This window comes from Sporosarcina sp. P3 (genome assembly GCF_002743415.1).
GTDB classification, from domain to species: domain Bacteria; phylum Bacillota; class Bacilli; order Bacillales_A; family Planococcaceae; genus Sporosarcina; species Sporosarcina ureae_A.
Genome location: NZ_PDZE01000001.1, coordinates 77,220 through 96,053, shown reverse-complemented (window position 1 = coordinate 96,053; position 18,834 = coordinate 77,220). Strand labels below are relative to the sequence as shown.

The window sequence follows — 18,834 nt, the reverse complement described above, 5'->3', positions numbered from 1 at the left end:
CACTCTTTTGACACAATGTGAAATCGATTGGAGTTTACTTTTAGGCTGACGTTCTATTATAATGGATAAGAGCTTATTGTAATGTTGTGAAGGAGGGATTCTTAGATGGATAATATGTTTAAACTTTTAGGATTCTGGTCAGGTATTTTTGCGGTAATGTTCTATGTAGGAAATATGATTCCAGCTGCTTTACTTATGGTAGCAGGCACAATCTTCTTTATTCTACTTGGATACTTGAAGCTTTCAGAGCGTATGTATATTTACTTATTCGGAGCATACCTGATGATCTTCATGGTTGGTTTCAGTTACTATTCAATTTTCATTCACGTACCTGGCGGAGGACACTAATCCGCACACAAAAAACAGCTTCCACAATGGAAAGCTGTTTTTTTGTATGCTATTTGATCAAAATCCATGCAAATATGGATTTTGGTCTTTTTCGATTCCTGGTGTTGTCGCAGGTCCGTGCCCTGGGTAAATTACTATTTCGTCATCAAGCGTCAATAACTGCTCGTGAATTGCTTTAAGCAACGTTTCCGTATCGCCGCCTGGCAAGTCGGTACGACCGACGCTACCTTGGAACAGTGTATCTCCTACGATTGCGAACCCTTCTTCTTCAAAGATATAACAAACGCTTCCTGGGGAGTGTCCTGGTACATGACGCGTCTCCATTTTAAATGGACCTATTTCCAATTGCTTTTCATCGTGGAGCAGCACGTCAGCAGGATTACAAATGACGTCAGGAAATACTGGATACTTAGCTGAACCATTTAACTCGGGGCTTGCAAGCCATTTCTTTTCCGCCACATGCAAATATACGGGAATTTCATAAACCGTTCGGATCTTTTCCAACGCCCCAATATGATCAAAGTGTGCATGCGTTAGTAAAATAGCGACAGGCTTCAGCGATAACTTTCGTATCTCCGATAATAATGCCTCACCATCTTCACCCGGATCAAATAGTAAACAATTTTTCTTTTCGTCTTCCACTATGTAACAATTCGTCTGAATTGGACCTAATGGATGTATATGTATCCTCATTTAATTCACCTCTTTGTCTAATATTAATGAATATGGACACAAACTTCAAATAATCGTCATTATTTAATCTCGACAAAACGATTCATTAACAGTACAATAGAAGAGGAATATCGCTTTATGGCATTCATTTTTTCAATGTTGAAAGGAGTGTCTACTCAATGAATTTATTAGTCATCATTTTTGGATTGATTGCAATTTTAGCAGTCTTTGGAACGGTCCAAGCTTTTAAAGAGCGGAATCTGTTAAGTATAGTTTTCAATGTGGTTACGGTTGTAGTGATCGGAGGATTTACGATCGCTACTGTCATATATTCTGGATACCCACCACAACTACACAAATAAGTTCCAAAAAATAAGGACACCCCTTCTTTGGGGATGTCCTTATTTTTTATGCTATGATTCCGAGAGTGATCAGTAATGAAGTACCCTTCTCTATAGTAAAGATTACTCCACGCGCCCAATCTCTAACCACTTTACCGTCTCGCCGGTCTCAATATCAATCCAAGTATCCAGACTATATCCCGTCAGACACTTGTCGCCTTCGCAATCTAGTGTCCCACCTTCTGGCAACTCCTGGCGCATCACTTCCTTACCCTCTTCTATCTTCACAAGAAAACTGGTTGGCATCATCTCGGTTTGATTAGTAACCGTCATCATCCATGTATTATCATTTAATAAAACAGCTCGATCCATCACAAAACCATCATTTTCAACAAGCCAAGAGTTTTTCTCTTCTCCAGCCGAATTTACTATTGCATACCGTATTTGTTCACCTTCAAATGATTCAATCAATACTTGATCTGTAGCTGAATACAATTGGTTGGCATTATTCGCAAGTAGAGTTTTCTCTCCTGTAATCAGTGATTGTTTCAATACATCAGCGTCTTCTATAAACACCAACTCTTCAGTACCTAACCAATGAGGAAATGGATCAGGCAGCTCTACCGCTACCAATGTATCGTCAGTAGCGTCATAACACAAAATTTCGTAACTCCAGTCATCAGAGAAAGCAGTAATCAGTATTTGTGAAGCGTCGGAACCATTCCACCGTATTTCAAGCTCTGAGGATGCTACCGACACTTCATTAAGTGGAGTACCTGCATGATCAAGTATATGTAAGATGGCTTCCGTTGAGTCATCAGCTGTTTTGACTAGCAGTTGCGAAGCAGAAGGATGAACTTGTACTTCAGAGATTGTTGCGGACGTGCTAAATATTGTATGTATGTCTCCGGTTTGCAAATCAAACGACAACAGACGGTCTTCAGTATCTTTGTTGTCGACGAATAAAATCTCCGTTTCATTTAACCAGCCTACGACAAAACGAATTTCATCTTGCGAAGCTGTAAGAGTTTCTACTAGTTCGACTTCGTTCTCTACTGGTTGTTCTTCGGTTTCAATATCTTCAGATTGCGTACATGCTATTAAAAAAACTGAGCATGCTAACGGGACGAGTATTCTCTTCACTTTTTCACTTCCTCTACTTTAATAAAAAAAGCTGCACGGCATAGGCAGCCGTGCAGCTCATCACGTTATTTACTTTCTTTTAGTTCAGGACTGCCATCTGGTCTTTCTTTGAATCGAAGCAAATCACCATTGATGATGGTATCTGAATAATTTAATTCAGTATTGGCACGCTCAATATACGGCTCACATTGGGCTGCATCTGATGATGGTTCTCCTGTTTCGATATCATAGCAAACTTCCTGTGCGTAAATATTTTTGTCTGTGACAAGACGGCCATCACGGAAGATGACGAATGGTTCACGATCTGGTGAGAATAAATCAGAACCGAATTGCATGTCTGCTTTTGTATCAATTCCGAGCAGATGAAGAATGGTTGGGCGAATATCTACCTGCCCGCCAAGCTCATGCATTTGCTTACCTTCACCATACCCCGGCATATGAATGAACAATGGAACTTTTTGAAGTTCCGCATTATCAAATGGTGTAATGTCCTTATCCATATACATACCCATTGCTTTATTGTGGTTTTCAGAAATACCATAATGGTCTCCATACATCACAATGATCGAGTCTTCGTACAATCCACTTTCTTTCAAGTCTTCAAAGAACTCCTTAACCGCTTCATCCATATATCGAACCGTCTGGAAATACTTATTCAACGTGTTAGAATTTGATGTGTATTCAGGAATTAATTTATCCTGTTCATCCAAATCGAATGGATGATGGTTTGTTAATGTGATCATTCGTGTAGCAAATGGTTGCTGAATGTCTTTCATTAAATCAACAGATTGATGGAAAAACGGAATATCTTTCATTCCCCAGTTGACTGCTTCGTCTTCACCGATTGTGTAGCTATCTACATCATAGAACTTCTGTACTTCAAGTGCTTTGTACATAATGTCGCGGTTCCAGAAGCTCTTGCTGTTAGCGTGCATGACACTTGTAGCATAACCATTCTCGCCTAGTCGTTCAGAAAGCGAGTTATATGTGTTACCGCTGTGCGTAAAGAATACCGCACTACCGTTACGTCCATATAATGAATTCTCTACGATAAACTCAGAGTCAGATGTTTTTCCTAATCCAGTTTGTTGATAGAAGTTGTCAAAGTAGAATGTATCTTTATCGTTTGTTAATTCATTCAAGAATGGAGTGATTTCATGTCCATCCATATCATTGTTAATCACAAAGTTCTGTAACGATTCAAGAGAAACGATAATAACGTTTTTGCCTTTTGCTGTACCGAACATTTTTGGATCCGGTTGTGCGTGGTTGGCTTTGACGTAGTTCTCTATTTCCGTCAATTCCGTCCCATCAGCAAATGTACGCTGTGCATGGGATTTGGATTGAACGAATAAATCATATAAATGGTAGTTATACGTACCGATGTTTTTAACGAGTAATTCACGGTCAAAACTTCTTGTCAATAACTGCGGGCGCTGTGCTTCAGCAAGTGCCAAGTTGAACATCATCAATGTAGCGGCTGCTGCGAAATACACTTTACGTCCCATTTTACGATTTGATTCTTGGATCGGTCCTTGCTTAAAGAAGCGTATAGCAACTAAAATTATCAAGGCATCAGTGAAAAAGAATAGATCCAGAAGTCGCAAATTCTCAGTGATTGAAGAACTTAAATCTGCAAAGTTACTTGTCTGGAACAATAGAGGCAGTGTAATAAAGTCCGTAAAGAAACGATAGAACACGGCATTGGCAAACATGATAAAGGATGTGATTACACTTACTGCTAAAATATATCGGTTACGCGTTTTCGTCTTTTTAATAAATAAAGCAACCCCATAAATAAACAATAGAAATGCTAGGGGATTAATTAGTAGAATAAATTGTTGCATAGCATTATCGATTTTCATATTGAAACTGGTGAAATACCCGATGTAGGTAGTCAACCAAGTTGCGATTACTGCGATAATGAGTACGGAATGCTTAGGCCATGAAAATTTTCTCATTCCATCTCTTCCTTTCGTTTCGTTTAGATACTGTTATATAGTCATCATATATTTAGACGTTTGACTGCGTGAAAAGTTTCACATAAGACGAGGAATGAGTAGTTCGTATATTTTAGTTAATTATTAGCTCGTTTGTTCTCTTCTCAAAACAAGCAATGCTTGAATATATGTTTGTTGATCAATAAATTGGTGGTCATACAGTTCTTTTACTTCAGATTCCATTACCATGCTGTCCTGTCGTTTATCGCCTGTATAGATGATTACACCAAAACGTTTAAGTAATTTCATCACATCATAAAATTCATTCATTCGTTTCACGGGCTTTCTGACAATCTATAATATGTTCGTCTGTATAAATATAGGACACCGGAACATCGTGCGGCTCCCTCATTATATTATGGCGGATTTGACAGTCAAATGCCAGTGATATCGTTTCAAATGGGAAATTTATCAAATAGCGATCATAATAACCGCCACCGAAACCTATGCGGTAACCAGTCTCTGAATACACGACACCTGGAACAATTTGCAAGTCTATTTCTTCGGGTCTTACCGAGTCTGTCAAATCCATTCTTGGTTCTTTTAAATCCATATACACCACTTCTGTTTGATCGAATGAATCGATCACCCGAAAATCCATTTCTCTCGTTGAAGAAATACATCGTGGAATCGCAATTCGCTTTCCAGCTTGCCAGGCGGTTTCTATCAAACGATGCGTGTCCACTTCCGGAAACCTGGATAACGTGATTCCGATGGTCGTTGCATACTTAAATTCATCCGAAGCAAGAACTTTTTCTGTTATAATAGCTGATTTTCGTTCGTGATCAGATGGAGTTAATTGATGTAATTTCTGTATAACCTGTTTCCGAAGATGTTGCTTTTCCACTGTATTACCTCCCGTAAGAAAAAACCAAAACCGAAGCAGGTTTTGGTTTTAATGATTATTTCGTTTCACGGTGCAAAGTTTGCTTTTTTTCACGTGAGCAATATTTCATCATTTCAATACGTTCTGGATTGTTACGCTTGTTTTTCTTAGTAATATAATTACGCTCTGCACATTCTGTACAAGCGAGTGTTACGTTTACGCGCATTACTGTCCCTCCCACTCAATAGCTATAGATATAAGTAAAACATGAGCATGATTTATACGACTAATATATTATACCATAGTTTTATTCATTGTACAGCAAAAAATATTCAAATATCATTCATCATGTGCTTATGGTATTATGAAGGAAAATCTAGTTATTTTGGAGGGAAATAGTATGGATATCCCCTTAATCTTACTTAGCATTGGTGTATTGGCTGTCATTCTTTCATTTTTTGTGGGAAATAAGACTCGTGCAATAGATGATGAGTTGGAAAGCGTATCAATCAGCCTTCATCATGAAACAAGTAATCTGAAAAAGAGAGTGCGATTGCTTGAAGAAGAATTGATGGTCGCTTCTCCTGCTCCAGAACCCAGTGCAGCAGCGCCTCAAAAACCAATACACGCAATTATTGTTAATCAAATTACTTCACTTCACAAACAAGGCTATACCATCCCTGAGATTGCAAAACGCGCTTCACTCAGTGAAAGGGAAGTAACGGAAGTGCTACATTCTAAAGGAGTGCGGTTGTCATGATCAAGGAAATATTGCGCGCCGTAGGTATTGGTTGTTTGATAGCTGGCGGTATTTTGTATTTTGTACAGCAACAAACAACTGAAGGTGCGTTACAAAAACAATTAGCTGATTCCAAAGAAGAAGTAGCTATTCTAAAAAAAGAACTAGCCATTTCCCAGACATTGTCGCGGAAAGAAAGTATTCGTAAACCGGAATCCGAACAAGAAACGATTCCAGCTGTAAATGAAGCGGATGAGATCATCACAAAACGTTTTACCGTGAAAGCAGGCATTACACCCGCCAAGTTATCACGTGAATTAAAAAAAGAGAAGTTGATACAAGATGCCGATGCATTTGAACTATATATAATAGAAAATGAATATACACGAAAAATCAAACCAGGTACATACGAATTACGCTCCGATATGCGGTTTCCTGAAATTGCTGGAATCTTTTTACACTTATAATATGAAAAGACGAAAACCAAGTGGTTTTCGTCTTTTTGTATCGATTGGCTATATTACTTCTGTATTCTTACATCCGGAGATGCATTGTCTGCTTTTGCGTTTTTCTGTCTTTTCTGTTCAAAGTATACATCGAGTGCTTCTTTAGCAATTTCACTTGCCGTTGCGGATGGATAGCGTTTTGTATTCGTTGAAATATAAGGGACAATAACTGAATACGCAACTTCCGGTTTGTCCGCAGGAGCGTACCCTACATGAGATAGGTTGATTGTCGGAATAACTGGGTTGGATTTATTACCCGTATAATAAAATGATTCCGCGGTACCCGTCTTTCCTGCTCCCGTGTATGGCGCTCCCGCTAATAATCCAGAAGCTGTACCGTTCGCGCCATAGTATACGTAATGCATACCTTTCTTTACTTGATCGATTTCCACTTGTGAGTTTTTTAAACGATTCAACACGTTTACGGGCGTTTCCTCAATCAATTCCCCAAGTACCTCCCCATCCGGAGAAGGTTCTCTAATCTCCTTTAAAATCTTCGGTGCAATTCTGTTGCCATCTGCTGCAATGGTTGCAACATATTGCGCCATCTGCAAAGGAGTATACGTATCAAACTGTCCAATCGAGAAGTCTAGAAGTTTTCCGGGAATTGTTTCAGTACCGGTTACCCCTGTATATTCACCAGGTAGATCTATTCCTGTTTTAACACCTAATCCAAATGCAGCAAAATTCTCACGGAATGTGTCAAAGGCCTTCTTGTCAATTGGCAAACCTTGACCTGGTCGATATGTTGCTTTTCCTAATCCCATCGCAATGCGGAACATATATACGTTAGATGACCGACCGATAGCGGCAATATCATTTAATGCCACTCGACCATTCGGATTAAACAACGACCGTTTGTATCGGCCACCAATATTGATCGGTTGGTCAATTTTTACTTCACCGATTTTCACGGCTCCTTCATTATAACCGGTAAGCATCGTCGCCAATTTCACTGTGGATCCGACTTCATATGCTGAAGTAAACGTACCATATGTGTAATCTTGTATCGCCCATCGTCCTGTCGATTCGTCCTTTACTACTTTCTTACCGACGAGTGACAAGATCTCCCCGTTATTCGGGTCCAACATGACAAGGAATGCTGATTCTAACGCACTCGTATTCGGGCCTTGTTTTAGACGCAATAATTTATTGGACACCACATCTTCGAGCGCCTTCTGCAAATTTGTATCTGTAGTCAACACTAGGTCTTTACCAGGCTGTCCTTCTTTTACCGTTTTCGTCTCAACCACTTTTCCTGTGCGATCTTTGACATTTTTCACAATCGTCTTTTGACCTTTCAGTAAATCTTCATAATACGATTCTAAATAACTTCGCCCAACGCGATCATTACGCGAATAATCTCTCGCCAGGAAATAGTTTACGTGTGAACGAGGAATACCCTCTACTGGACTCGTTGTAGATCCTAGAATCGCACTATCCGATTTTTTCACTCGGTCCCAGTCAGTAGTTGTATTGACACCTGGCAGTTGATCTAACCTTTCTGACACGACGGCAAATTCTTCGTCTGTCACGCCATCGCTTTTAATAACTTGTGGTGAATAAGCGTAACCTGCCATCATTTCACGGTAAATGGCGAGCACTTCCAAATCTTCCGCTGACAAGGTAGCTAGTTCTTCGTCTGTGATCCGGTCGCGCGTCAGCTGGTTAATCTCTCGTTGGATATCTTTTTGAGATTTATTGTCATCTTTACTGAGCTCTGCTTGCTCTTTCTTCGGTACTTTCTCTGCTGCTTCTACAGGGTTCAATAAAATCCAAAAATCTCGTTTGTCACCCATAGTGACACGTTGAGTATCCTGATCTATCAACTTGGCCATTTTTCTTGCAAGCGCCAGCATTTCTTTTGTTGTCGTGGAGGATGTTTTTGTATACGTTATAGCATTTTTTGCTTCATTATCTATAAGTACTTTTCCAGAACGATCGAAGATTCTACCACGCGGTGTGCTCGTGTTGACTGCAATCTCCTCCGTTCGTTCAAGACTGCGTGTATAATCTTCCCCTTTGACGATTTGCAAATAACCTAAACGAAAAATGAGTAAGGAAAAAAAGACAAAAATCGCTACAAATAAAAAATTCATTCGAAATGCAATATGTTGACGTTGACCCGTTTTGAGCGGCTCCGCCTTTTTCTGGTTTCTCTTCAACAGGAATCTCCTTTCTTAGAATGTTTATGTATAAGAATTATAGCATGAAAATAATAAAGAACACACATCTAGACGAACTAGATGTGTGTCAGGTTTCAATTATTTATTGTCTTGGTAACGCTTTTCTACTTCATCCCAGTTTACTACGTTCCAGAATGCTGAAATGTAGTCTGGACGACGGTTTTGGTAGTTTAAGTAGTAAGCATGCTCCCAAACGTCCAAACCTAGCAATGGTGTTTTACCATCCATATAAGGTGAGTCTTGGTTAGGAGTTGATGTTACTTCAAGTTCACCGTTGTTTACAACAAGCCAAGCCCAGCCTGAACCGAAGCGAGTTGTTGCAGCTTTAGCAAACTCTTCTTTGAAAGCGTCAAAGCTACCGAACTTCTTGTCGATTGCTTCTGCAACTTCCCCAGTTGGATTGCCGCCACCGTTTGGTGAAAGGATTGTCCAGAATAATGAGTGGTTAGAGTGCCCACCACCGTTATTGCGAACTGCTGTACGCTTGTCTTCTGGAACTTTGTCCAAGTTTGCAACTAACTCGTCAACAGGCATGTTCAGAAGTTCTTCATGACCTTCTAGTGCATTGTTCACGTTAGTTACGTACGTGTTGTGGTGTTTCGTGTGATGGATGTTCATCGTTTCTTTGTCGATGTGTGGCTCCAACGCATCATATGCGTATGGTAGTTCTGGTAAAGTATAAGCCATTTTCCATTCCTCCTCTAAATTATCTCTGTTTTGCCCTACTACTTCACATTATCAAAATATGAGTCAGCATTCAAAGAAAATGGACTGTTAACGGAGAAAAAATAGAAAAATGACAATCATGACCACCATAAGGGTACCTTTTACAACAACTGATGTCAGAAAACCAACAACAGAACCGACTCCTGTGCGAAAAGCTTGTTTAATACTTGTACGAGCAAAAATCATCTCCGCAATGATCGCACCAAGAAAAGGCCCTGCTAGAATACCAATGACGGGTATGACGAACGGTCCGATTAACAGTCCAATCGTACTTCCCCACATTCCCGCTTTACTCCCACCAAAGCGTTTAACCCCGACAAGATTGGCGAATGTATCCGCTCCGAACAACAATAAAACGAATAAGATTTGAATCGCCCAAAATAACCACGTTAACTCTTCAAATGAAACGAACGCGCCATAAAGCAGGAAACCCGCCAAGATAAAAATAACAGATGGAATGACAGGGTAGATCAATCCGACAAACGCGATCGCAAACATGATAATGGCCAATGTCCAACCGATCCATAACATAGCTGTCACTCCTTATTTCATTATGCGTGCTTGCCTAAAATTGCTTCCGCAATATTTACTGCATGGTCACCAATTCGCTCAAGGTTCGAAACGATATCGACGAATACCATGCCAGCTTGCGCACTACAATGTCCTTCATTCAAACGGACGATATGATTTTTACGGAATCGACGTTCCATGTTATCAATTAAATCTTCTTTCTCTGAAACGACACGTGCTAGATCTGTGTCGTCTGAATCTAATGATTCAATCGCTTTTTGAACGGTTTCGATTGTCAATGTGAACATTTCTGATAGATCGTCCATTGCATCATCTGTTAGTTTCAATTTATTAGTTTCACGTAAATCGATTAGCTCGATGATGTTTTCGAAATGGTCACCAATTCGCTCGATATCTCGGACCGTATCCATCAATAAGACGTGACGTCCAGATTCAGCTGGCGAAACGATTACCACGGATACTTCTACTAAGTAATCTGTAATTTTACGGTCGAGATTGTTGATGGCATCTTCAATTTGATAAGCTGTTTCTGCATATTTTTTCTGACCTGTCTTCAAATATTCGAACGATTCTTGAAGACCTCGGACACTGAAATCACCCATCCGGACGATTTCTTCTTTAGCTTGTCCAATTGCGACAGCTGGTGATTGTGTGATGAAGCGACGGTCGAGATGTTTCGGTTTATACTCAATGGTTACATCCTCGCCCGGTATCATCTTCGTGACTAAATATGCCCAAGCACCGATGAACGGAAATTGCAAGACGGTATTGGCAATGTTAAACGAACCGTGCGCAAATGCGATTTGCATCTTACTTTCGAGATTCAATACACTTGCCATCCATTCGACATACGCTGTAAATGGTATGAGTAAGATCATAAAGATGATGGCACCGATGATATTGAATAGCACGTGTACAGCTGCCGCTCGTCTTGCCGCAACGGATGCACCTAGTGCCGCAAGTACTGCAGTAATGGTTGTTCCGATGTTATCACCAAATAAAATCGGCAATGCAGCCTTCATTGTAACTAAGTCTTCAGCGAAGAGACCTTGTAATATGCCGACAGTCGCACTGGAGCTTTGAACGATTAGCGTGAAAATTGTTCCTGCTACGACGCCTAACAATGAATGTTCACTCATTGCGAGTGTGAAATCAGCAAATGCTTCTAATGAACGTAATGGCTTCATTCCATCACTCATTAATTCAAGTCCTAAGAACAATCCACCGAAGCCGAAAATGACTTCTCCTAGGTTCTTAATTTTAGCTTTACGAACGAAGAAAATTAAGAAAGCACCGAATGCCATGATCGGTAATGCATATGCACCGACATCTAGACCAATAATAAACGCAGTCACAGTCGTACCAATATTGGCGCCCATGATAACACCGATTGCCTGACGGAGTGTCATAAATCCAGCACTAACTAGACCGACAGTAATAACAGTTGTTCCAGAACTAGACTGAATTAGCACTGTTACGATAATACCGACAAGAATCCCCATAAATGGATTGGTAGTAAAACGGTCTAGGATCGCACGAAGTCTGTCCCCTGCAGCCTTTTGCAATCCATCCCCCATGTACTTAATTGCGAATAGGAAAATTCCTAAGCCCCCAAGAAATTGGAACGCCAATTCTTGCCAGTTTACTTCCATTTAATTGTCAACCTCCATCAAACGTTTTATGTATGATTTCTAACTACCCTTCACCTGTTGTTCTTGGCGTGAAGTTTCAACCTATTATGAGAGTTGTATACGTCAATTGTAAAGTGTCCAACTGCAATCTTTACATCACCTTAACAATGCAGCAATGAAATGTCATAAGAATGTCGAAATTTCTGCAAAGCAGTATGTTTTAAAAAAATGGTAGACTATATGTAGAAAGGGAGGCCGGCTTAGTGAAATTCCATCAACTTTTCAAAGCATCTTTACATGAACCGAAAAAACTTGCAGCATTCCGCTTGTTATCGATCGGAAAAGTCATTCAATACATATTCATGTTTATCTTTCTTTACACTGGTGTGTCGTTTTTGCAATTTGTCATAGGTGATCACACACTGTTCCAGTCGTCACCTGAATTAGCGGAAATCGGCAAAACAATCGGCTTTTTGATCTATCCAATCGCATTTGTCTTGCAATTGGTCATTATTACGTCGTATTTATTTATTCGCATCAGTTTTTTTGCTATCATAGGGGTATTGCTATTGAAACTATTGCATCGCCGAGGCGAATTCCGCTTTATGTGGCGAACGGCAGCGATTGCTGCAACATTCCCCATCTTGCTGACGATGGCATTTGAATTTGTTCCTTCTATGCAACCGTATAGCTTGTGGATTGCATCGCTAGTTCATCTACTCTACGTGTGGGGAGCTGCAGTCTACTATCCGAAACAACCAAGATGAATAGTTTTCCTCTTGTCTGCATAGTGTAGTGCAGGAGGGATGCATGATGAGAATTTTACTGATCGCACTTGCTGTGTTTTGCACTGTTCACTTTGTTCGAATGGATTTAACAGAAGGGACAATCCCTCTTGCAGCCTTTTTTGAAGATGAATCGTCCTGTACAGAAGAAACGCCGAATCATTCAATTGTCATTCGAGTGGTTGAAGGTGATACAATAGAGTCGTTATTCGCATTATACCCAGATTCAACACAAAACTTTCTTGAGAGGTTGGAGCAATTTTATTCCATGAACCCTCATCTCGAACGCCAACAATTTGTAGCTGGCGAACGAATTAAGCTACCAATTGGTGAACAGGTAGAATCTGTTTGCGAAGAAGACGAAAAAAGATAATTTTATATTCCATCTAGTTGATGGTATTTACTCATTTGAAGGAGAGAGACATAATGACTGAAATGATTCATCGTTCCAATACCCGTCCCGTAAAAGTTGGTAATTTAACTATCGGGGGAAGCAATGAGCTGTTTATGCAAAGCATGACGACGACAAAAACACATGATGTCGAAGCAACAGTTGCAGAGATTAAACGTTTGGAGGACGCTGGCTGCCAAATCGTACGTGTAGCATGTCCCGACGAGCGTGCAGCGTATTCGATTGGTGAAATCAAAAAGCAGATCAATATCCCGTTAGTAGTGGATATTCATTTTGACTATAAATTAGCATTGATTGCTATAGAACAAGGTGCAGATAAAATTCGCATCAACCCAGGTAACATTGGCCGTAAAGAAAAAGTCGAAGCTGTCGTGAACGCAGCAAAAGCAAAAGGCATTCCGATTCGTATCGGTGTCAACGCAGGTTCGCTAGAGCGAAAAATTCTCGAGAAGTATGGCTACCCTACTGCAGAAGGTATGGTTGAAAGTGCATTGCATCATATCAAAATCCTTGAAGACTTGGATTTCCATGATATTATCGTATCGCTTAAAGCATCTGACGTGAACTTGGCGATCGAAGCGTATAAGCTTGCAGCTGCAGCATTCGATTATCCATTGCACTTAGGAATTACAGAATCCGGTACGTTATTCGCAGGCTCGATTAAGAGTGCAGCAGGACTGGGTTCCCTTCTCTCAGCAGGTATCGGCAACACGCTGCGCGTATCGTTAAGTGCAGACCCAATTCAAGAAATCAAAGTAGCGAAAGAGTTACTGAAAGTATTCGGCTTATCATCTAACGCTGCAACATTAATTTCTTGTCCGACATGCGGCCGTATTGAAATCGACCTTATTTCTATTGCCAATGAAGTAGAAGAATATATCTCGAACATTAAAGCTCCGTTAAAAGTAGCTGTTCTTGGCTGTGCGGTAAACGGCCCAGGGGAAGCACGTGAAGCGGATATCGGTATTGCTGGTGCTCGTGGTGAAGGATTGCTATTCATGCACGGTAAAACCGTACGAAAAGTTCCTGAAGAGACAATGGTCGAAGAATTGAAAAAAGAAATCGATATTTTGGCTGAAGAATATTTCGAGAAGAAAAGACAAGAAGAAGCACTTGCAGCACAAGGTAGCGTTTCTGAATGAGGGACATTCGTTTCGGGATCGACATTGACGGCACCGTAACCTGCCCTACAGCACTTCTTCCTCATATCAATAAACGCTTTGGTTCTAATCTGACACTCGATGACATTAAGGAGTATGATTTGACGAAAGCGTTTGATGTAGATCCTGAACTGTTTGGACAATGGTATAAGGAAACGGAAGAACTAATCTATCAGACATCCCCTGCCCAACAGTTCGCAAAAGAAGTACTAACGAACTGGAAAAAGCAGTATGAGTTATTCTATATTTCAGCACGCGGTAACAACGTCTTGGAATGTACGACCAACTGGTTCGTTGAGCAGGAAATTCCGTATGATCACGTGGAGTTGATTGGCACGCACCATAAAATTGAGGCGGCCAAGCAATTCAACGTGGATGCATTTTTCGAAGACAAGCATGACAATGCGGTAGGCATTCACGAAGAGCTGGATATTCCCGTATTCTTGTTTGATACCCCTTATAATCAGAATCCAATTCCCGAAGGTGTCATACGAGTAGCCAATTGGAAACAAGCTGATCAGTACGTTAGACAGTTGTTTCATGCTACGGAAATGACTGAGAATAAATAATTGGTGGAGCATCGCATATGGCGGTGCTCTTTTTTTCATAGTATTCTTGTACATCATCATCTTACTTTGAATTACTTCTGTATAGTAAAATGTAGTAGACAATTATTATGTAAAATAGTAGATCGAGGTTTTTATTTATGTCTGTCAGTCTTATTATATTAATAATACTTGCTGTATTTATTGGTGCTTTGTCGCGTGCCACATTTGGTTTCGGTGAAGCAGTTGTCAGCATGCCGTTGCTCGCATTGTTATCCATAGATTTGTATACATCTATCGCTCTAATAGGTTTAGTTGGACTCACTGTCGCTTTATTTACAGTAGTCTCAGAATGGCATCATGTGGAACGTCAAGCGTTACTTCGTTTAATTATAGGTGCTCTTGCTGGTATCCCTGTAGGTATTGTATTAGTCGTCGAACTGCCCGATACGCTAATCACCATTGCACTCGGGATCTTTTTAATTCTCTATGGTACATATTCATTCGGCAAGAGTTTAGTACATAATACACTTACTACAGAAAGACTGAAGGCGAAGTTCTGGTCATTACCAGTTGGATTTATATCGGGTGTTCTCGGAAGTGCTTATAATACTCACGGTGTGCCAGTAGTAGTGTATGGTACAGTAAGACGATGGGAGCCTCAGCGTTTTCGCGGTACTTTGCAAGCTCATTTTCTTATTACAGGTGCTTTGATAGTAGCTGGACAGGCTTTAGGAGGACTTTGGTCAAAAGATGTCTTTGTATTATACGGCTACTCTTTCCCAACTCTACTACTCGCAGTATGGCTCGGTATCTTTATACAGCGTCGTATTCCAAATGAAAGATTTATTCGCTATGTATTTCTCCTCCTTACACTGCTTGGAGCCTTATTATTACTTACTTCCATTTGAATACTATTCAATACAAAAGGCGGCACATCATGAACTACATGATGTACCGCCTTTATCATTCAAACTACCCTACTTTACACTTCGGACATCTGCCATAAATCTCGAACTTATGCCCTTCAATTTCATAATCCGACAAATTGACTGTTACATTATCCATTGGGCAAACCGGAATGGATTTCGTGCTACCACATGCTGTACAAATGAAATGATGGTGATGATGATCCGTTGCGCATTGCATGCGAAAAAGTCGCTCGCCGTTCAACTCTGTTTCATCTAAAATGCCAAGCTTCGAGAACATAGCTAGATTCCGGTAGATCGTATCAAAACTAATGCCTGGATTATCCTGCTCCACTGCCACGCGAACCTCCATAGCTGTCACATAGCGATCCATTTCATCAAAAAAGCGCAATAATATTTCCCGATTTTTTGTCCGCTTATAATCATATTTCAATAGAATGTCCCATGCTTCATCTATCGACATGCTGTAACGCCACCTTTCCTGCTTCTCATGACCGTACTTTTTTTCCGAAAAGTACTAACAGTAAAATGAACACCGATGTAACTACAATCGTCCCACCAGGCGCAATATCTAAGTAATACGCAGAAATCAGTCCGATGACTACGGCGATTTCTCCGAAGATTATGGAGTATACTAGTGCACCCTTGTAGCTTTTAGCCACTTGAATAGCAGCTGCCACTGGCAATGTCATCAACGAAGAGACAAGCAAAATTCCAACAATTCGCATCGATGCACCAATGACTAGCGCTGTGATCATCATAAATGCCGCTTGAATGATGCGTTCATTTATCCCCGAGACTCTCGCATACTCGGGATCAAATGCTAAAGAAAATAACTCTTTATATAAGAAATATATAAATGCAATCACTATAATAGCGATTAAAATGACAATGTATAAATCTTGCCGGCTCACAGCAGACACTGAGCCAAATAAGTAACCAACTAAGTCTGTACCAAACCCTTTAGCAAGAGATATGAATATTGCACCAAAGCCAATTCCTGCAGATAAAATAATTGGAATTGCTAGTTCTTCAAAGCTTTTATACACCCTGCGTAATCGCTCAATCAATAAAGACCCGACTACCGCTGCACCCATTCCTAAATACACTGGATTCAGCGCGGCAAAAAACAATACTTGCTGACTTAAATAGAGACTACCTGCAATCCCTGCAAGCGCCACGTGACTGAGCGCGTCTGAAATCATCGACATACGACGCACAACGATAAACAATCCGAGCATCGGTGCGATTAAGCCGATGATCAGCCCCGATAATACAGCATTCTGTAAGAACTCATAAGTGAAAATAGCTTCAATCATCTAACCGGCTCCGTTTCTTTTTGATGAAGCCGACGAATAGGATGACCGTACCAGCCGGATAATTCCGCCTCACTCATTTTTTCATAATCTGCATGAACTCCATGGAAGTGGATAGAACGGTTCAAGCACGCGATATGAGTGGCAAGCTTTGTCACGACGTCGATTTCATGTGTTACGAGTAAAATCGCTATTCCGTACTCACGATTTAATTCGCTAAGCATAGAATAGAAGGATTCAACATTCTGTCTGTCGATCCCGACTGTCGGTTCATCCATAATCAGTAAATCCGGTTGGCTCACGAGCGCTCTCGCAATAAACACACGCTGTTGCTGACCTCCTGACAGATCACCTATACTTTCGTCTTTACGGTCCGCCATTTTCACTACATGCAGTGCGTCGATAGCTTGCTGTTCATCCTCTTTATTGAATCGCTTGAACAGTCCCTTTTTACTCGTTAGACCACTTTTTACGACTTCCAATACCGTAGCTGGGAACTGCGTCGTAAACGCGTTGGACTTTTGAGAGACGTAGCCGATTCGTTGCTGTTGGTTAAAAGAATCTATAGGGCCGCCAAACAATTCAATCGTTCCTTGTGATGGTTTCAGCAATCCTAATATGATTTTTAATAATGTAGATTTACCCGAACCGTTTGGACCGATTAATGCCCAAAACTCTCCTTGTTTCACTTCTAAACTGACATCAGAAAGCGCAATGGAGTGGTTAAATTTATGCGTAATATGCTCTAAGTTAATAATGGAATTTGTCATATACATATCCCTTCCTTTAATTCGGAATCATTCCGATTACTTTATGAATTATATAGTAAGATGCGAAGGGATACAACCAATTGAGAGGAATTGATGAAGATGGATTTACTTCAGTTAATTCAGGAAATTAAACAACTGCCAGATCAGGAAGCCGTGCATTACGCGGCTAGTTACGGTGTAGAGTTATCCATTAAAGAAGTGCAACAGTTACGCCCTTTGCTTGATGAGGTTTCATTCACTTGGCTATTTACAGGCATTCCACCCGTATTTATTGAAAAAGTCATTTCGGTCATTGGGTATGAGAAAACTATGCTATATATGGAACAATACAAACTACAATAAAAAAGCGTTGCACGTATGCAACGCCTAACATGTTCAGTTATTCAATTCTTCTAATCGAGCAGGAGTGAATTGATGATTTTTCAACATATCAATCTCCACTGCATACGGTGCTTTTTTATTCGCTTTATCAGTTCCGATAAATGGCGTTTCCAAGATTTTTGGAACATCTTTAAATGTCGGATGGTGGACGATATAAGCTAACGGTTCGAAGCCAATATGGCCCATGCCGATATTTTCGTGGCGGTCTTTTCCAGCACCACAAATATTTTTGCTATCGTTAACGTGGATGACAGAAATACGATCCAACCCAACAATTTGGTTAAATTGGTCTAAGACACCTGAGAAGTCATTGACAATATCATAACCTGCATCATGGACGTGGCATGTATCAAAACATACGGATAAACGTTCGTTATGCTTCACACCGTCGATGATCTTCGCGATTTCATCAAAACTTCTACCACACTCAGTCCCTTTACCAGCCATTGTTTCAAGTGCGATGCGTACATCCGCGTCTTCTGATAACACTTCATTTAAGCCTTCAATAATTTTGTTGATGCCTGTTTCCGCTCCAGCACCCACGTGGGCACCTGGATGGAGAACTATTTGGTTGGCACCAAGCGCTTCAGTACGCTGGATTTCTTGTTGCAAAAAGTCTACGCCTAAACGAAACGTTTCAGGTTTCGTAGTATTTGCAAGGTTGATAATATATGGTGCATGAATGACGAGATTGGATTGACCGTTATGCTCCATGCTCTGTATGCCACTTTCAATATTTAATTCTTCAATGGGTTTACGTCTCGTGTTCTGAGGTGCTCCCGTATAGATCATGAATGTATTGGCTCCATAGCTTAGAGCCTCTTCACTCGAGCCTAGCAGCATCTTTTTACCACTCATGGATACGTGAGAACCTAGAAGGATATCAT

General features: G+C 40.5%; 24 protein-coding genes. 10 read left to right on the top strand and 14 right to left on the bottom strand.

Translation table 11 applies throughout. The annotated features are described in order from the left end of the window. Positions 1-105: 105 nt before the first annotated feature. Positions 106-348, top strand: a complete 243-nt coding sequence (locus tag CSV61_RS00535) for a DUF2626 domain-containing protein (RefSeq protein ID WP_083030636.1) — start codon at positions 106-108, stop codon at positions 346-348. Between the two features lie 57 nt (positions 349-405). Here CSV61_RS00535 and CSV61_RS00530 read toward each other — a convergent pair whose 3' ends face one another. Next, positions 406-1,041, bottom strand: a complete 636-nt coding sequence (locus tag CSV61_RS00530; protein ID WP_099637681.1) for an MBL fold metallo-hydrolase — start codon at positions 1,039-1,041, stop codon at positions 406-408. A gap of 158 nt (positions 1,042-1,199) precedes the next feature. Here CSV61_RS00530 and CSV61_RS00525 point away from each other — a divergent pair, with 158 nt between their 5' ends. Continuing rightward, positions 1,200-1,382, top strand: a complete 183-nt coding sequence (locus CSV61_RS00525) for a DUF2759 family protein (RefSeq protein ID WP_029054522.1) — start codon at positions 1,200-1,202, stop codon at positions 1,380-1,382. Positions 1,383-1,484: 102 nt separating this feature from the next. Here CSV61_RS00525 and CSV61_RS00520 read toward each other — a convergent pair whose 3' ends face one another. From CSV61_RS00520 to rpmG, 5 genes are all read right to left on the bottom strand, one after another. Then, a complete protein-coding gene (locus tag CSV61_RS00520) occupies positions 1,485-2,504 on the bottom strand; it encodes a YqgU-like beta propeller domain-containing protein (protein WP_099637680.1) in 1,020 nt (339 codons plus the stop codon). Positions 2,505-2,569: 65 nt separating this feature from the next. After that, positions 2,570-4,465: an LTA synthase family protein gene (locus CSV61_RS00515; protein WP_099637679.1), complete on the bottom strand. Its 1,896-nt coding sequence runs from the start codon at positions 4,463-4,465 to the stop codon at positions 2,570-2,572. A 123-nt stretch (positions 4,466-4,588) separates the two neighbouring features. Beyond that, on the bottom strand, positions 4,589-4,774 hold the full coding sequence (locus tag CSV61_RS00510; protein WP_083030629.1) for a YqgQ family protein: 186 nt from the start codon (positions 4,772-4,774) through the stop codon (positions 4,589-4,591). Then, entirely contained in the window at positions 4,767-5,351 is a 585-nt protein-coding gene (locus CSV61_RS00505; protein WP_099637678.1) for a 5-formyltetrahydrofolate cyclo-ligase, read from the bottom strand. The genes CSV61_RS00510 and CSV61_RS00505 overlap by 8 nt, the downstream gene beginning before the upstream one ends. Before the next feature lie 55 nt (positions 5,352-5,406). Beyond that, on the bottom strand, positions 5,407-5,556 hold the full coding sequence (gene rpmG, locus CSV61_RS00500) for a 50S ribosomal protein L33 (RefSeq protein ID WP_029054517.1): 150 nt from the start codon (positions 5,554-5,556) through the stop codon (positions 5,407-5,409). A 174-nt stretch (positions 5,557-5,730) separates the two neighbouring features. Between rpmG and CSV61_RS00495 the strand changes: the two genes are divergently transcribed. Then, positions 5,731-6,090 carry a hypothetical protein gene (locus CSV61_RS00495; RefSeq protein ID WP_099637677.1) on the top strand — a complete coding sequence of 120 codons (360 nt, stop codon included), beginning with the start codon at positions 5,731-5,733 and terminating at the stop codon, positions 6,088-6,090. Continuing rightward, on the top strand, positions 6,087-6,536 hold the full coding sequence (locus CSV61_RS00490) for an endolytic transglycosylase MltG (protein ID WP_099637676.1): 450 nt from the start codon (positions 6,087-6,089) through the stop codon (positions 6,534-6,536). The genes CSV61_RS00495 and CSV61_RS00490 overlap by 4 nt, the downstream gene beginning before the upstream one ends. 53 nt (positions 6,537-6,589) lie before the next feature. On the opposite strand, the gene CSV61_RS00485 is transcribed toward CSV61_RS00490, so the two are convergent. The 4 genes from CSV61_RS00485 to CSV61_RS00470 form a co-directional block, all read right to left on the bottom strand. Further along, positions 6,590-8,740, bottom strand: coding sequence for a peptidoglycan D,D-transpeptidase FtsI family protein (locus CSV61_RS00485; RefSeq protein ID WP_099637675.1), 2,151 nt, complete (start codon positions 8,738-8,740; stop codon positions 6,590-6,592). A gap of 99 nt (positions 8,741-8,839) precedes the next feature. Further along, positions 8,840-9,448 (bottom strand): superoxide dismutase, encoded by a 609-nt coding sequence (locus CSV61_RS00480; RefSeq protein WP_083030623.1) that lies wholly within the window; start codon positions 9,446-9,448, stop codon positions 8,840-8,842. 87 nt (positions 9,449-9,535) lie between these two features. Next, complete coding sequence (locus CSV61_RS00475) at positions 9,536-10,018, bottom strand: DUF456 domain-containing protein (RefSeq protein ID WP_099637674.1); 483 nt, start codon at positions 10,016-10,018, stop codon at positions 9,536-9,538. Positions 10,019-10,038: 20 nt separating this feature from the next. Continuing rightward, positions 10,039-11,670, bottom strand: a complete 1,632-nt coding sequence (locus CSV61_RS00470) for a Na/Pi cotransporter family protein (protein ID WP_099637673.1) — start codon at positions 11,668-11,670, stop codon at positions 10,039-10,041. Between the two features lie 242 nt (positions 11,671-11,912). Between CSV61_RS00470 and CSV61_RS00465 the strand changes: the two genes are divergently transcribed. The 5 genes from CSV61_RS00465 (at position 11,913) to CSV61_RS00445 (ending at position 15,462) form a co-directional block, all read left to right on the top strand. Beyond that, on the top strand, positions 11,913-12,416 hold the full coding sequence (locus CSV61_RS00465; protein WP_099637672.1) for a DUF1189 family protein: 504 nt from the start codon (positions 11,913-11,915) through the stop codon (positions 12,414-12,416). 46 nt (positions 12,417-12,462) lie between these two features. Further along, positions 12,463-12,807, top strand: coding sequence for a hypothetical protein (locus CSV61_RS00460; protein ID WP_099637671.1), 345 nt, complete (start codon positions 12,463-12,465; stop codon positions 12,805-12,807). Positions 12,808-12,860: 53 nt separating this feature from the next. Further along, positions 12,861-13,988 (top strand): flavodoxin-dependent (E)-4-hydroxy-3-methylbut-2-enyl-diphosphate synthase, encoded by a 1,128-nt coding sequence (ispG, locus tag CSV61_RS00455; protein WP_037562033.1) that lies wholly within the window; start codon positions 12,861-12,863, stop codon positions 13,986-13,988. Next, positions 13,985-14,575 (top strand): 5' nucleotidase, NT5C type, encoded by a 591-nt coding sequence (locus CSV61_RS00450; protein WP_099637670.1) that lies wholly within the window; start codon positions 13,985-13,987, stop codon positions 14,573-14,575. Before ispG ends, CSV61_RS00450 begins: the two co-directional genes overlap by 4 nt. Positions 14,576-14,712: 137 nt before the next feature. Beyond that, complete coding sequence (locus CSV61_RS00445; protein ID WP_099637669.1) at positions 14,713-15,462, top strand: sulfite exporter TauE/SafE family protein; 750 nt, start codon at positions 14,713-14,715, stop codon at positions 15,460-15,462. A 64-nt stretch (positions 15,463-15,526) separates the two neighbouring features. Here the strand turns inward: CSV61_RS00445 and CSV61_RS00440 are convergent, their stop codons facing one another. Genes CSV61_RS00440 through CSV61_RS00430 form a run of 3 tightly spaced genes read right to left on the bottom strand, consistent with a single transcriptional unit; the run spans position 15,527 to position 17,566 of the window. After that, positions 15,527-15,943, bottom strand: a complete 417-nt coding sequence (locus CSV61_RS00440; RefSeq protein ID WP_099637668.1) for a Fur family transcriptional regulator — start codon at positions 15,941-15,943, stop codon at positions 15,527-15,529. A 25-nt stretch (positions 15,944-15,968) separates the two neighbouring features. Further along, on the bottom strand, positions 15,969-16,799 hold the full coding sequence (locus CSV61_RS00435; RefSeq protein WP_099637667.1) for a metal ABC transporter permease: 831 nt from the start codon (positions 16,797-16,799) through the stop codon (positions 15,969-15,971). After that, positions 16,796-17,566, bottom strand: coding sequence for a metal ABC transporter ATP-binding protein (locus CSV61_RS00430; RefSeq protein WP_083030612.1), 771 nt, complete (start codon positions 17,564-17,566; stop codon positions 16,796-16,798). Before CSV61_RS00430 ends, CSV61_RS00435 begins: the two co-directional genes overlap by 4 nt. Positions 17,567-17,659: 93 nt before the next feature. Here CSV61_RS00430 and CSV61_RS00425 point away from each other — a divergent pair, with 93 nt between their 5' ends. Then, positions 17,660-17,908: a hypothetical protein gene (locus tag CSV61_RS00425; protein WP_233193465.1), complete on the top strand. Its 249-nt coding sequence runs from the start codon at positions 17,660-17,662 to the stop codon at positions 17,906-17,908. A 33-nt stretch (positions 17,909-17,941) separates the two neighbouring features. On the opposite strand, the gene CSV61_RS00420 is transcribed toward CSV61_RS00425, so the two are convergent. After that, positions 17,942-18,829 (bottom strand): deoxyribonuclease IV, encoded by an 888-nt coding sequence (locus CSV61_RS00420; RefSeq protein WP_143561048.1) that lies wholly within the window; start codon positions 18,827-18,829, stop codon positions 17,942-17,944. Positions 18,830-18,834 lie beyond the last annotated feature (5 nt).